The organism is Pseudomonas sp. FeS53a, assembly GCF_000931385.1.
GTDB classification, from domain to species: Bacteria; Pseudomonadota; Gammaproteobacteria; order Pseudomonadales; family Pseudomonadaceae; genus Metapseudomonas; species Metapseudomonas otitidis.
On the sequence record NZ_JYFT01000080.1, the window covers coordinates 39,627 to 54,047 of the forward strand.

General features: G+C 62.0%; 13 protein-coding genes and 2 tRNA genes. 14 read left to right on the forward strand and 1 reads right to left on the reverse strand.

Annotation, left to right across the window (positions count from 1 at the left end; genetic code table 11):
- The first annotated feature begins 154 nt into the window (after positions 1-154).
- The 4 genes from carA to SZ55_RS25640 all read left to right on the forward strand — a co-directional run bounded on the left by carA (position 155) and on the right by SZ55_RS25640 (position 5,439).
- The gene (carA, locus tag SZ55_RS25625) at positions 155-1,291 is read left to right on the forward strand and encodes a glutamine-hydrolyzing carbamoyl-phosphate synthase small subunit (protein WP_044413703.1); all 1,137 of its coding nucleotides are present in this window, start codon (positions 155-157) and stop codon (positions 1,289-1,291) included.
- Between the two features lie 35 nt (positions 1,292-1,326).
- Complete coding sequence (carB, locus tag SZ55_RS25630; RefSeq protein WP_044413706.1) at positions 1,327-4,548, forward strand: carbamoyl-phosphate synthase large subunit; 3,222 nt, start codon at positions 1,327-1,329, stop codon at positions 4,546-4,548.
- Positions 4,545-5,018, forward strand: coding sequence for a transcription elongation factor GreA (gene greA, locus SZ55_RS25635; RefSeq protein ID WP_044413709.1), 474 nt, complete (start codon positions 4,545-4,547; stop codon positions 5,016-5,018). The genes carB and greA overlap by 4 nt, the downstream gene beginning before the upstream one ends.
- Positions 5,019-5,139: 121 nt before the next feature.
- Positions 5,140-5,439, forward strand: coding sequence for a DUF4149 domain-containing protein (locus SZ55_RS25640; protein ID WP_306344600.1), 300 nt, complete (start codon positions 5,140-5,142; stop codon positions 5,437-5,439).
- A gap of 25 nt (positions 5,440-5,464) precedes the next feature.
- Here SZ55_RS25640 and yhbY read toward each other — a convergent pair whose 3' ends face one another.
- Positions 5,465-5,779 carry a ribosome assembly RNA-binding protein YhbY gene (yhbY, locus tag SZ55_RS25645; RefSeq protein WP_044413714.1) on the reverse strand — a complete coding sequence of 105 codons (315 nt, stop codon included), beginning with the start codon at positions 5,777-5,779 and terminating at the stop codon, positions 5,465-5,467.
- Between the two features lie 76 nt (positions 5,780-5,855).
- On the opposite strand from yhbY, the gene rlmE reads away from it, so the two are divergent.
- The 10 genes from rlmE (at position 5,856) to nusA (ending at position 14,405) form a co-directional block, all read left to right on the forward strand.
- Positions 5,856-6,479 (forward strand): 23S rRNA (uridine(2552)-2'-O)-methyltransferase RlmE, encoded by a 624-nt coding sequence (gene rlmE, locus SZ55_RS25650; protein ID WP_044413718.1) that lies wholly within the window; start codon positions 5,856-5,858, stop codon positions 6,477-6,479.
- 198 nt (positions 6,480-6,677) lie between these two features.
- Positions 6,678-8,591 (forward strand): ATP-dependent zinc metalloprotease FtsH, encoded by a 1,914-nt coding sequence (ftsH, locus tag SZ55_RS25655; RefSeq protein ID WP_044413721.1) that lies wholly within the window; start codon positions 6,678-6,680, stop codon positions 8,589-8,591.
- 9 nt (positions 8,592-8,600) lie between these two features.
- Entirely contained in the window at positions 8,601-9,452 is an 852-nt protein-coding gene (folP, locus tag SZ55_RS25660; RefSeq protein ID WP_044413724.1) for a dihydropteroate synthase, read from the forward strand.
- A 17-nt stretch (positions 9,453-9,469) separates the two neighbouring features.
- Positions 9,470-10,813 carry a phosphoglucosamine mutase gene (gene glmM, locus SZ55_RS25665; protein WP_044413727.1) on the forward strand — a complete coding sequence of 448 codons (1,344 nt, stop codon included), beginning with the start codon at positions 9,470-9,472 and terminating at the stop codon, positions 10,811-10,813.
- Between the two features lie 65 nt (positions 10,814-10,878).
- Positions 10,879-11,634: a triose-phosphate isomerase gene (gene tpiA / locus SZ55_RS25670; RefSeq protein WP_044413730.1), complete on the forward strand. Its 756-nt coding sequence runs from the start codon at positions 10,879-10,881 to the stop codon at positions 11,632-11,634.
- Positions 11,635-11,638: 4 nt separating this feature from the next.
- Positions 11,639-12,022: a preprotein translocase subunit SecG gene (gene secG / locus SZ55_RS27200; RefSeq protein WP_052807672.1), complete on the forward strand. Its 384-nt coding sequence runs from the start codon at positions 11,639-11,641 to the stop codon at positions 12,020-12,022.
- 10 nt (positions 12,023-12,032) lie between these two features.
- Positions 12,033-12,118, forward strand: a tRNA-Leu gene (locus tag SZ55_RS25680).
- A 98-nt stretch (positions 12,119-12,216) separates the two neighbouring features.
- Positions 12,217-12,293, forward strand: a tRNA-Met gene (locus SZ55_RS25685).
- 124 nt (positions 12,294-12,417) lie between these two features.
- Complete coding sequence (gene rimP, locus SZ55_RS25690) at positions 12,418-12,876, forward strand: ribosome maturation factor RimP (RefSeq protein ID WP_044413736.1); 459 nt, start codon at positions 12,418-12,420, stop codon at positions 12,874-12,876.
- 47 nt (positions 12,877-12,923) lie between these two features.
- Entirely contained in the window at positions 12,924-14,405 is a 1,482-nt protein-coding gene (nusA, locus tag SZ55_RS25695) for a transcription termination factor NusA (RefSeq protein ID WP_044413740.1), read from the forward strand.
- Positions 14,406-14,421 lie beyond the last annotated feature (16 nt).

The following is a 14,421-nucleotide window of genomic DNA, read 5'->3' on the forward strand; positions in this document are numbered from 1 at the left end:
ACCGAAATGACGCATTCCTGTAAGCTGCAGCTTTAGTGTGTCCACTAAAAGTTACGCAGAAATGGCTCAGATAAAAAAGCGGGGTGACGGTATCAACGTCATCCCGCTTTTTTACAATCTGCGTTTGCTTCAGCCTTAGATACGGGAGGTCTTCTTGACTAAGCCAGCCATACTCGCGCTTGCCGACGGCAGCATTTTCCGCGGCGAGTCCATCGGGGCCGACGGCCAGACCATCGGAGAGGTGGTGTTCAACACTGCCATGACCGGCTACCAGGAAATCCTCACCGATCCTTCCTATGCGCAGCAGATCGTCACCCTGACCTATCCCCACATCGGCAACACCGGCATCACGCCGGAAGATGCCGAGTCCGACCGCGTCTGGGCCGCCGGCCTGATCATTCGCGACCTGCCGCTGCTGGCCAGCAACTGGCGCAGCAAGCAGTCCCTGCCGGAATACCTGCAGGCGACCGGTACCGTTGCGATCGCGGGGCTTGATACCCGCCGCCTGACCCGCATCCTGCGTGAGAAGGGCTCCCAGAACGGCTGCATCCTCGTCGGCGCCGATGCCACCGAGGAAAAGGCACTGGAACTGGCACGCAGCTTCCCGGGCCTGAAGGGCATGGACCTGGCCAAGGAAGTGACCTGCGAGAAGCCTTATGAATGGCGCTCCAGTGTCTGGAACCTGGAAAGCGACAGCCACCCCGAGATCGCTGCTGCCGAGCTGCCCTACCACGTGGTGGCCTATGACTACGGCGTGAAGCTGAACATCCTGCGCATGCTCGTCGCACGTGGTTGCCGCCTGACCGTGGTGCCGGCCAAGACCCCGGCCAAGGACGTGCTCGCCCTGAATCCGGATGGCGTCTTCCTGTCCAACGGCCCGGGTGACCCGGAGCCTTGCGACTACGCCATCGCCGCCATCAAGGAAATCCTTGAGACCGACATCCCGGTGTTCGGTATCTGCCTGGGCCACCAGTTGCTGGCCCTGGCCTCCGGTGCTCGCACCATGAAGATGGGCCACGGCCACCACGGTGCCAACCACCCGGTGCAGGACCTGGATTCCGGCGTGGTGATGATCACCAGCCAGAACCACGGTTTCGCCGTGGACGAGTCCAGCATGCCGGCCAACCTGCGTGCCACCCACAAGTCGCTGTTCGACGGCACCCTGCAGGGCATCGAGCGTACCGACAAGGTGGCCTTCAGCTTCCAGGGGCACCCCGAGGCGAGCCCCGGTCCGCACGATGTGGCTCCGCTGTTCGATCGCTTCATCGAAACCATGGCCAAGCGCCGCTGATCCTCGCCGACTGACCCAAGGATTCGAGTAAGACCATGCCAAAACGTACAGATATCAAAAGCATCCTGATCCTCGGCGCCGGCCCCATCGTCATCGGCCAGGCCTGCGAGTTCGACTACTCGGGCGCCCAGGCCTGCAAGGCCCTGAAGGAAGAAGGTTTCCGCGTCATCCTGGTGAACTCCAACCCGGCCACCATCATGACCGACCCGGCCATGGCCGACGCCACCTACATCGAGCCGATCAAGTGGCAGACCGTTGCCAAGATCATCGAGAAGGAACGTCCTGACGCCCTCCTGCCCACTATGGGCGGCCAGACCGCGCTGAACTGCGCCCTGGACCTGGAGCGCCATGGCGTCCTGGAGAAGTTCGGCGTCGAGATGATCGGTGCCAACGCCGACACCATCGACAAGGCCGAGGACCGTTCGCGCTTCGACAAGGCCATGAAGGACATCGGCCTGGCCTGCCCGCGCTCCGGCATCGCCCACAGCATGGAGGAGGCCTATGGCGTCCTCGAGATGGTCGGCTTCCCCTGCATCATCCGTCCGTCCTTCACCATGGGCGGCACCGGTGGCGGCATCGCCTACAACCGTGAAGAGTTCGAAGAGATCTGTGCTCGTGGCCTGGACCTGTCCCCGACCAACGAGCTGCTGATCGACGAGTCCCTGATCGGCTGGAAGGAATACGAGATGGAGGTTGTCCGCGACAAGAAGGACAACTGCATCATCGTCTGCGCCATCGAGAACTTCGACCCGATGGGCGTGCACACCGGTGACTCCATCACCGTGGCGCCCGCGCAGACCCTGACCGACAAGGAATACCAGATCCTGCGCAACGCCTCCCTGGCGGTGCTGCGCGAGATCGGCGTGGAGACCGGCGGTTCCAACGTGCAGTTCGGCATCTGCCCGAACACCGGCCGCATGGTCGTGATCGAGATGAACCCGCGCGTATCCCGCTCCTCCGCCCTGGCTTCCAAGGCCACCGGCTTCCCGATCGCCAAGATCGCCGCCAAGCTGGCTGTCGGCTACACCCTGGACGAACTGCAGAACGACATCACCGGCGGTCGTACCCCGGCGTCCTTCGAGCCGGCCATCGACTATGTGGTGACCAAGGTTCCGCGCTTTGCCTTCGAGAAGTTCCCCAAGGCTGACGCCCGCCTGACCACCCAGATGAAGTCCGTGGGCGAAGTGATGGCCATCGGTCGCACCTTCCAGGAGTCCGTGCAGAAGGCCCTGCGTGGTCTGGAAGTCGGCGTTGCCGGCTTCGATCCCAAGCTGGACCTGGCCGACCCCGAGGCCGAGAGCATCCTCAAGCGCGAGCTGACCGTGCCGGGCGCCGAGCGTATCTGGTACGTGGCTGATGCATTCCGCGCCGGCAAGACGGTCGAAGAAGTGTTCGACCTCACCCGCATCGATGAGTGGTTCCTGATCCAGATCGAAGACCTGGTGAAGGAAGAGCAGCAGGTGCAGACCCTGGGTCTGTCCGGGATCGACTACGAGCTGATGCGCCGCCTCAAGCGCAAGGGCTTCTCCGATGCGCGCCTCGCCAAGCTGCTGGGTGTCACCGAGAAGAACCTGCGGGCCCATCGCCACAAGCTGAAAGTGCTGCCGGTGTACAAGCGCGTCGACACCTGTGCTGCCGAGTTCGCCACCGACACCGCCTACATGTACTCGACCTACGAGGAAGAGTGCGAGGCGAACCCGTCCGGTCGCGACAAGATCATGATCCTGGGTGGCGGCCCCAACCGCATCGGCCAAGGCATCGAGTTCGACTACTGCTGCGTACACGCCGCGTTGGCGATGCGCGAAGACGGCTACGAGACCATCATGGTCAACTGCAACCCGGAGACCGTCTCCACCGACTACGACACCTCGGATCGCCTGTATTTCGAGCCGGTGACCCTGGAAGACGTACTGGAGATCGTCCGCGTCGAGCAGCCCAAGGGCGTCATCGTGCAGTACGGCGGCCAAACCCCGCTGAAGCTGTGCCGCGCCCTCGAAGAGGCCGGCGTGCCGATCATCGGCACCAGCCCGGATGCCATCGACCGTGCCGAAGACCGCGAGCGCTTCCAGCAGATGGTCCAGCGTCTCAACCTGCGCCAACCGGCCAACGCCACGGCCCGTAGCGAAGACGAAGCCCTGGCCCTGTCCAAAGGCATCGGCTACCCGATGGTGGTGCGTCCGTCCTACGTGCTGGGCGGCCGTGCGATGGAAATCGTCTACCAGGAAGAAGAGCTCAAGCGCTACATGCGTGAGGCCGTGAAGGTCTCCAACGACAGCCCGGTGCTGCTGGATCGCTTCCTCAACTGCGCCATCGAGGTGGACGTGGATGCGGTGTGTGATGGCGAAACCGTCGTGATCGGCGCGATCATGCAGCACATCGAGCAGGCCGGCGTGCACTCCGGTGACTCCGCGTGCTCGCTGCCGCCGTACTCGCTGCCGAAGCACATCCAGGACGAGATCCGCGAGCAGGTCAAGAAGATGGCCCTGGAGCTGGGCGTCGTCGGCCTGATGAACGTGCAGATGGCTGTGCAGGGCGAGGACATCTACGTGATCGAGGTGAACCCGCGCGCGTCCCGTACCGTGCCGTTCGTCTCCAAGTGCATCGGCGAGTCCCTGGCCAAGGTGGCCGCACGCGTCATGGCAGGCAAGAGCCTGGCTGAGGTCGGCTTCACCCAGGAGATCATCCCGCCGTTCTTCAGCGTCAAGGAGGCGGTGTTCCCCTTCGCCAAGTTCCCGGGCGTCGACCCGATCCTCGGCCCGGAAATGAAGTCCACTGGCGAGGTCATGGGCGTGGGTGATACCTTCGGCGAGGCCTTTGCCAAGGCCCAGCTCGGTGCCAGCGAGATCCTCCCGAACTCCGGTACTGCCTTCATCAGCGTGCGCGAAGACGACAAGGCCGAGGCCGTTCAAGTCGCTCGTGACCTGGTGGCGCTGGGCTTCGAGGTCGTGGCGACTGCCGGTACCGCGCGTGTCATCGAGGCCGCCGGCCTGCCGGTACGCCGGGTGAACAAGGTGACCGAAGGTCGTCCCCATGTGGTCGACATGATCAAGAACGACGAGGTCACCCTGATCATCAATACCACCGAGGGGCGTCAGTCCATTGCCGACTCCTACTCGATCCGTCGTAACGCCCTGCAGCACAAGATCTACTGCACCACCACCATCGCGGCGGGGCAGGCGGTCTGTGAGGCGCTCAAGTTCGGTCCCGAGAAGACCGTGCGCCGCTTGCAGGATCTCCATGCAGGAATCAACGCATGACCAAGTTTCCGATGACCATCCAGGGCGCTCAGGCCCTGGAAGACGAACTCAAGGCGCTCAAGATCGAGCGCCCGAAGATCAGCCAGGCCATTGCCGAGGCGCGTGAGCTGGGCGATCTCAAGGAGAACGCCGAGTACCATGCTGCCCGTGAGCAGCAGGGCCTGGCCGAGGCGCGCATCCGCGACATCGAGGCCAAGCTGTCCAACGCCCACATCATCGACATCACCACCATCCCCCACAGTGGCAAGGTGATCTTCGGTGTGACCGTGGACATCGCCAACGTCGAGACCGACGAAACCGTGACCTACCAGATCGTGGGTGACGACGAGGCCGACATCAAGCGTGGCAAGCTCTCGGTCAGCTCCCCCATCGCGCGAGCGCTGGTGGGCAAGGTCGAGGGTGATGTGGTGGTGGTGAAGACGCCCAGCGGTCTGGTCGAGTACGAGATCGTCGAGGTTCGCCATATCTGATCGACGCTCGTCCCGTGCGGCGGTAGCCGGGTGGCAGCTGGCCCAGACATTCTGGGTCGGCGGCCTCTGGCTGCTGCACTTCGTGGTTCTGCCAGCCTTGGAGCGAGTGGGATTCGCGCCATTGTTGGTGGAAGAGCTGTCTCGCAGCCTTTCCCCGCTGTTGGTGGGGTTTGCGGCGTTCTGTGGCGTGCTTCAGTTGGGGCTGCTGGCCTGGCTGGAGGGCGCGCGCAGTGTGTTGCGGGATTCGCGAGGGCAGTTGCTGTTGGTCATCCTGCTGGCGGCAATGATCTTTCTGGTCGTCAGCTTCTGGAAAGCCGAGTTCGCTCGCCTGTTGGCATTCAGCTACATGGTGTTGACGCTGTGTGGTGCGTTGCTGGTCGTGCAGCCCGTGCCGGGCAGTGATCGCCGCAGGGCGCGCTAAGTGGCGCCCCGTCGGCTTCAAGGCATCAAAGGCCGCTGAAGCGGCTGATGTTGGAGAGGTTGCGGTTGGGCTTGGGATTGCGGCGGTAGATCAGCGCCATCTTGCCGATGACCTGAACCAGTTCGCACTTGCCGGCTTCGCAAAGCTCGTCAATCAGTGCGCGCCGATCCTCGCGTTCGGTGATGCGGAACTGCACCTTGATCAGTTCGTGATCGTTGAGCGCACGATCCAGTTCGGCCAGGACCCCTTCGGTCAGGCCGTTCTCGGCCACGATCAATACCGGTTTCAGGTGGTGGCCTATAGATTTGTATTGCTTCTTGTGCTCCTGAGAGAGCGCCATAATCAGACCCCTGCGAAAAAAGGCTGCTAGTTTACCCGAGTGACTTCGGGGCGCACAGCCGAACACGAGGTATCCCGTGGCCCGTTCCAAGACTAGCCATCGTTGGCTGAAAGAACATTTCGATGACCCATACGTCAAGATGGCGCAGAAGGATGGTTATCGTTCGCGTGCCAGCTACAAGCTGCTGGAGATTCAGGAGAAGGACCGCATTCTTCGACCCGGCATGACCGTGGTCGACCTCGGGGCTGCGCCGGGCGGCTGGTCCCAGGTCACCAGTCGGGTGATCGGCGATCGAGGGCGGCTCATCGCGTCGGACATCCTTGAAATGGACAGCATTCCGGACGTCACCTTCATTCAGGGGGACTTCACCGACGATGTGGTCTTTGCCCGGATCCTCGAGGCGATCGGCGAGCACCCGGTCGACCTTGTGATTTCCGACATGGCCCCCAATATGAGTGGTGTCAGGGCGGCCGATCAGCCGCGTGCCATGTACCTGTGCGAGCTGGCGCTCGATCTTGCGGTGCGAGTCCTGACGCCGGGTGGCGATTTCCTGATCAAGATATTCCAGGGTGAGGGATTTGACCTCTACCACAAGCAGGTCAAGGAAATGTTCGACAAGGTGCTGATGCGCAAACCGCTTTCGTCGCGTGATCGCTCCCGTGAGCAATACCTGCTCGCGCGCGGCTTCCGCGGGGAATAGACTGCGACAGACAGGTGGTTCGCGGGTCTCATGGAGTGGGACCGCCGTCACGGCGAGCGCCAGGCATCATAAAGGGTTACAGACGGCGCCTGCCGGCCGGCAGGGGTTGTGGTGTAAGTTAGGCCGGTTGATAACCAGCCGTCATGCGGGGCACGTTCCGTGACGGAGCCTGCTCCAGAGGGTAGCTAATTGAACGACATGGCAAAGAACCTGATCCTGTGGCTGATCATCGCCGCCGTACTGGTCACGGTGATGAACAACTTCTCCAGCCCCAGCGAACCGCAGACGCTGAACTATTCCGACTTCATCCAGCAGGTGAAGGACGGCAAGGTCGAGCGCGTCACCGTCGATGGCTATGTCATCACCGGCAAGCGCAATGACGGCGATACCTTCAAGACCATCCGGCCTGCCATTCAGGACAACGGCCTGATCGGTGACCTGGTCAACAACAACGTGGTCATCGAGGGGCGCCAGCCTGAGCAGCAGAGCATCTGGACCCAGTTGCTCGTTGCCAGCTTCCCCATCCTGGTGATCATCGCGGTCTTCATGTTCTTCATGCGTCAGATGCAGGGCGGTGGCGGTGGCCGTGGTGGCCCGATGAGCTTTGGCAAGAGCAAGGCCCGCCTGCTGTCCGAGGACCAGGTGAAGACCACCCTGGCCGACGTCGCGGGTTGCGACGAAGCCAAGGAAGAAGTCGGCGAGCTTGTCGAGTTCCTGCGTGACCCGGGCAAGTTCCAGCGCCTGGGCGGTCGCATTCCCCGTGGCGTGCTGATGGTCGGCCCGCCCGGTACCGGCAAGACCCTGCTCGCCAAGGCGATTGCGGGCGAAGCCAAGGTTCCGTTCTTCACCATTTCCGGTTCTGATTTCGTCGAGATGTTCGTTGGCGTGGGCGCCTCACGTGTACGCGACATGTTCGACCAGGCCAAGAAACACGCCCCCTGCATCATCTTCATCGACGAGATCGACGCCGTCGGTCGCCATCGCGGCGCCGGCCTGGGTGGTGGTCATGACGAGCGCGAGCAGACCCTCAACCAGTTGCTGGTGGAGATGGACGGTTTCGAAATGAACGACGGCATCATCGTGATCGCCGCCACCAACCGTCCGGATGTGCTCGACCCGGCGCTGCTCCGCCCGGGCCGCTTCGATCGCCAGGTGGTTGTAGGTCTGCCGGACATCCGTGGGCGCGAGCAGATTCTCAAGGTGCACATGCGCAAGGTGCCGGTTGGCGACGATGTGGATCCTGCTGTCATCGCCCGTGGCACGCCCGGTTTCTCGGGGGCTGACCTGGCGAACCTGGTCAACGAGGCTTCGCTGTTCGCTGCCCGTGTGAACAAGCGCATCGTCGAGATGCGTGAGTTCGAACTGGCCAAGGACAAGATCATGATGGGCGCCGAGCGCAAGACCATGGTCATGTCGGAGAAGGAGAAGCTTAATACCGCCTACCACGAGGCCGGTCACGCGATCGTGGGTCGCATCGTTCCGGAGCATGATCCGGTCTACAAGGTTTCGATCATTCCGCGTGGCCGGGCGCTGGGCGTCACCATGTTCCTCCCTGAAGAGGATCGCTACAGCCTGTCCAAGCGCGCGCTGATCAGCCAGGTCTGCTCGCTGTTCGGCGGCCGGATCGCCGAGGAAATGACCCTGGGCTTCGACGGCGTGACCACGGGCGCGTCCAACGACATCATGCGTGCGACCCAGATCGCGCGGAACATGGTGACCAAGTGGGGCTTGTCCGAGAAGCTCGGTCCGCTGATGTATGCGGAAGAAGAGGGTGAGGTCTTCCTGGGGCGCAGTGCTGGTAGTCAGCACTCGAATGTATCGGCGCAGACCGCGCAGCTCATTGATCAGGAAGTGCGCAGCATCATCGATCACTGCTATGCCACCGCCAAGCAGATCCTGGTGGATCACCGCGACAAGCTCGACATGATGGCCGAGGCGTTGATGAAATTCGAAACCATCGACGCCGACCAGATCGACGACATCATGGCTGGGCGCCAGCCGCGCGAGCCCAAGGATTGGCAAGGTGGCTCGGGTACCTCCGGCAAGTCCGCTCCGCGTGAGGAGTCGCCTCGCCCGGAGAATCCGATCGGTGGGCCCGCTGGCGAACACTAAGGATTCTTGATGAGTTCCATGCAGTACCCGACCCGGTTGCCTTGCGGCAACCGGGTTCTTGATTTGGGGCGCCCGCATGTCATGGGCATCCTTAACGTAACTCCCGACTCCTTTTCCGATGGCGGTCGCTTCAGTCAGCGCGACGCGGCGCTGCGTCACGCCAGCGCCATGGTGGCGTCCGGAGCGACGCTCATCGATGTCGGCGGGGAGTCGACTCGGCCTGGCGCTCGCCCGGTCTCGCCTACCGAGGAGCTGGAGCGAGTCGCGCCAGTGGTCGAGGCGATTGCGCGCGAGCTGGATGTCATCATCTCCCTGGATACGTCCACCCCTGCCGTGATGCGGGAAGGCGCCAGGTTGGGCGCGGGCCTCATCAACGATGTGCGAGCCTTGCGCCGGGATGGAGCGCTGGATGCTGCCGCGGACAGTGGTCTTCCCGTGTGCCTGATGCACATGCGTGGAGAGCCCGGCAACATGCAGGATGCGCCTGCCTACGACGATGTCGTCCGGGAAGTCGGTGATTTCCTGCAGGAGCGCATGAGAGCCTGCAGCGAAGCCGGTATTCCTGAAGAGCGAATCGTGCTCGATCCCGGGTTCGGCTTTGCCAAGAGTCTCCAGCACAATCTCGTGCTGTTTCGTCATCTGGCTGAGCTGGGGGGGCTTGGTCGTCCCCTGTTAGTCGGTGTGTCGCGGAAAAGCATGATCGGTCAGGTGCTGGGGCGTGATGTCGACCAGCGCCTGTACGGCAGTCTTGGGCTAGCAGCCCTGGCCGTCTCAAAGGGCGCGTGCATCCTGCGGGTACACGATGTGGCCGAGACGGTTGATGTCATCAGAATGATCGCCGCAGTCGAAGCGGCGGAGTAGGAATCGCGGAGCAGTAGATGAGCAGAAAGTACTTTGGCACCGACGGCATTCGTGGGCACGTTGGGCAATTCCCTATCACTCCGGACTTCATGCTCAAGCTCGGCTGGGCGGCGGGCATGGCGTTCCGCAAGCAGGGCAAGTGCCGAATCCTCATCGGCAAGGACACGCGGATCTCCGGCTACATGTTCGAGTCCGCCCTGGAGGCTGGTCTCTCTGCCGCCGGTGCCGACGTGATGCTGCTGGGTCCCATGCCCACGCCGGCGATTGCCTACCTGACGCGCACCTTTCTGGCGGATGCGGGCATCGTGATCAGCGCATCCCACAACCCCCACAGCGACAACGGCATCAAGTTCTTCTCCGGCCAGGGTGTGAAGCTCTCCGATGAAGTCGAATTGATGATCGAGGAGCTGCTCGACCAGCCGATGCAGGTGGTGGAGTCGGCCAACCTCGGCAAGGTTTCCCGGATCAACGACGCGGCGGGGCGCTACATCGAGTTCTGCAAGAGCACGGTGCCGATGAGCACGGACCTGGGCGGCATGAAGATCGTCGTCGACTGTGCCCATGGTGCGACCTACAAGGTGGCGCCGAGTGTGTTCCGTGAGTTGGGGGGCAACGTTTCGGTGCTTGCGGCGCAGCCCAACGGCCTGAACATCAATGACAAATGCGGCTCCACCCACATGCAGGCCTTGCAGGCCGAGGTCGTGGCCCAACATGCGGACATCGGTATTGCCTTCGATGGCGACGGCGACCGCGTGCTGATGGTCGACCACACAGGCGCCATCGTGGACGGGGATGAGCTGCTGTACATCATTGCCCGCGATCTCCAGGAGCGGGGCAAGCTCAGCAATGATGGCGTCGTGGGTACGCTCATGACCAATCTTGGTCTGGAGCTGGCGCTTGCCGAGATGGGGATTCCCTTTACTCGTGCCAAGGTCGGCGATCGCTATGTGATTGCCGAGATGCATGAGCGTGGCTGGACCCTGGGCGGGGAAAATTCCGGACACATCCTTTGCAGCTACTTCACCACCACCGGCGATGCCTTGATTGCGGCGCTGCAGGTGCTGCTGGCCCTGCAGCGCCGTGGCCAGTCGCTGGCGGAGGCTCGCCAGGGCATGCGCAAGTGCCCGCAGGTTCTTCTCAATGTCCGCTACAGCGGGGAAGGCCTGGATCCTGTCGAGCACCCGGCCGTTAAGGACGCTTGTGCCAGGGTCACCGAACGCATGGCGGGGCGCGGGCGAGTACTGTTGCGCAAGTCCGGGACCGAGCCGCTGGTGCGTGTGATGGTGGAAGGGGACGACGAAAAGCAGGTCCGCAGTTACGCCGAGGAGCTCGTGAAGGTTGTTTCCGAGGTATGTGCTTGATTTCGCTTGCTAGTTGGAAAAACCTCGGATAACATCTGCGCCCACTTTGATCGACGAGGTACGGCATGCGTCGCCCTTTGGTAGCTGGTAACTGGAAAATGCACGGTACCCGCGCCAGCGTCGCAGAGCTGATCAAAGGTCTTCATCGGCAGGTTGTGCCGGCTGATGTCGATGTGGTGGTCATCCCGCCTTCCCTTTACATCGCTCAGGTTGCTCAAGTACTCGATGGTGGCTCCATTTCCATTGGTGCCCAGGATTGCGCGATAGAGCCCATGCAGGCTGCCCTTACCGGGGAGATTGCTGCGGTTCAACTGGAAGATGCAGGTTGCAAGTGGGTCCTCGTTGGTCACTCCGAGCGTCGTTTGATTCTTGGTGAGCGTAATGATGTGGTGAGTCGCAAGTTTGCTGCGGCTCAGGCGTGCGGTCTGGTTCCGATTCTCTGTGTCGGCGAGACCCGCGAGCAGCGTGAGGCAGGCGAAACCCTGCGTGTGGTTGGTGAGCAGATTGGTAGTGTCATCGAGGAGTTGGGTGTTGGTGCCTTCTCTTCTGCGGTGATCGCGTATGAGCCTGTCTGGGCCATCGGTACCGGGTTGACGGCTTCTCCTGCTCAAGCGCAAGAAGTTCATGCTGCGATCCGTTCGCAATTGTCGGCCGAGAGTGCCGAGGTGGCGGCGGGTGTGAGGATTCTGTACGGCGGCAGTGTGAAGGCTGCCAGTGCGGCTGAGTTGTTCGGGATGCCGGATATTGATGGGGGGCTTGTGGGTGGGGCCTCCCTGAATGCAGATGAGTTCGGTGCGATTTGTCGTGCCGCAGGAAGCTGACGAGATGCTTGAGACTGTCGTTATCGTGGTGCACCTGCTCGTCGCCATCGGCGTTGTGGTTCTGGTGTTGCTGCAACATGGTAAAGGCGCGGATGCAGGCGCTTCGTTTGGTGCAGGTGCTTCGGGTACTGTCTTCGGAAGCCAAGGTTCTGCTACCTTTCTGAGTCGCTTTACTGGTATACTCGCCGCGGTTTTTTTCATTACCAGTCTGGGTTTAGCATTCTTTGCTAAGCAAAAGGCTGAGGCTCTGAGTCACGTTGGTCTGCCGGATCCGGCCGCCATTGAGGTTCAGCAGCAAAAGCCGGCATCTGATGATGTGCCGGTGCTCGAAGAGCAGAAGCCCGCAGGATCTGCAGGTGACGTTCCGCAAGCTCCAGAGCAGAAGTAAGGCAAGTTTTGCCGAGGTGGTGGAATTGGTAGACACGCTACCTTGAGGTGGTAGTGGCCATAGGCTGTAGGGGTTCGAGTCCCCTCCTCGGTACCATGCAAGACAAGGAAGCCCGCAGTAGCGGGCTTTCTTGCTGGAGGAGTGTCAGGTTGACCAGGCGTCTGTCTGGTCGTATACTCCGGGCCCAGCTTTGACGCGGGGTGGAGCAGTCTGGTAGCTCGTCGGGCTCATAACCCGAAGGTCGTTGGTTCAAATCCAGCCCCCGCAACCAGTTCAAGCAGAGCCCCTTTTAAGGGGCTTTTTGCTAGCTGGATCACTTTGCCATCGGTTCCGGATGGCTTTCATGATGGGCGTTACGCCCATTTTTTATTTCTACGGCATGCGAGGGCAAACAGGTGTCGAGCAAGCTAGAACAGTTGCAGGCCTTGCTGGCCCCGGTGGTCGAGGCGCTCGGCTATCAGTGCTGGGGTATCGAGTTCCTGTCCCAGGGGCGCCATTCGCTCCTGCGCGTCTACATCGATCATGAGAACGGCATCCTCATCGACGACTGCGAAAAGGTCAGTCGTCAGATCAGCGGCGTTCTTGATGTGGAAGATCCCATCTCCAGCGAATACACCCTTGAGGTGTCCTCGCCCGGCATGGATCGTCCTTTGTTCAGACTCGAGCAGTTCGCGGCCCATGCCGGAGAGCTCGTGAAAATCAAGTTGCGTTCTCCCTACGAGGGCCGGCGCAACTTCCAGGGTCTCCTCCGCGGGGTGGAGGAACAGGATGTGGTGGTTCTCGTCGAGGATCACGAGTACCTGTTGCCGATCGACCTGATCGACAAGGCCAACATCATTCCCCGTTTTGACTGAGACGCGGATCCCGCGGGTCCAATGGATTGCGAAAGGCGAGGCGTACGATGAGCAAAGAAGTACTGCTGGTTGTAGAGTCGGTATCCAACGAGAAAGGGGTGCCGGCAGGTGTGATTTTCGAAGCGCTGGAGCTGGCACTGGCCACCGCTACCAAGAAGCGCTTCGAGGACGAGGTTGACCTGCGTGTGTCCATCAACCGGCACACCGGTAGCTATGACACTTTCCGCCGCTGGGCGGTGGTGGACGACGAGAACTTCGAGGATCCGGCCATCCAGCTGACCCTCGACCAGGCCCAGGCCCGTGACGAGAACGCCAAGATCGGCGACGTCATCGAAGAGAAGATCGAATCCATCGAGTTCGGCCGCATCGCTGCCCAGACCGCCAAGCAGGTCATCGTGCAGAAGGTGCGCGAAGCCGAGCGTGCACAGGTGGTCGAGGCCTATCGCGAGAAGCTGGGCGACATCATTTCCGGTACGGTCAAGAAGGTCACCCGTGACAACGTGATCGTCGACCTGGGCAACAACGCCGAGGCGCTGCTGGCCCGTGAGGACATCATCCCCCGTGAGACCTTCCGCGTCGGCGCCCGTGTCCGGGCCCTGCTGAAGGAAATCCGCACCGAGAACCGTGGTCCGCAACTGATCCTCTCGCGCACCGCGCCGCAGATGCTGATCGAGCTGTTCCGCATCGAAGTGCCGGAAATCGCCGAAGAGCTGATCGAAGTGATGGCCGCCTCCCGTGACCCGGGTTCGCGCGCCAAGATCGCCGTTCGCTCCAAGGACAAGCGCATCGACCCGCAGGGCGCCTGCATCGGCATGCGTGGCTCCCGCGTCCAGGCTGTTTCCGGCGAACTGGGCGGTGAGCGTGTCGATATCGTCCTGTGGGACGACAACCCCGCTCAGTTCGTCATCAACGCCATGGCTCCGGCCGAAGTGGCGGCGATCATCGTCGACGAAGATGCCCATGCCATGGACATCGCCGTTGCCGAGGACAACCTCGCCCAGGCCATCGGCCGTGGCGGCCAGAACGTTCGCCTGGCCAGCCAGCTGACCGGCTGGACCCTGAACGTGATGACCGAGGCGGACATCCAGGCCAAGCAGCAGGCCGAGACCGGCGACATCATGCAGTCCTTCGTCGATGAACTCGGCGTGGATGAAGAGCTGGCTCAGGTGCTGGTGGAGGAAGGTTTCACCAGCCTCGAAGAGATCGCCTACGTGCCCATGGAAGAGATGCTGAGCATCGATGGGTTCGACGAGGACATCGTCAACGAGCTGCGCGCCCGCGCCAAGGATCGCCTGCTGACCAAGGCGATCGCGACCGAAGAGAAGCTGGCCGATGCCCAGCCCGCCGAGGACCTGCTGGAACTCGAGGGCATGGACAAGGAGCTGGCGGTCGAACTGGCGGTGCGTGGCGTAATCAATCGCGAAGACCTGGCCGAGCAGTCGATCGATGACCTGCTCGACATCGACGGCATGGACGAAGAGCGTGCCGGCAAGCTGATCATGGCCGCCCGAGCCCATTGGTTCGAGTAAGCAGTGCGGCCTGAGG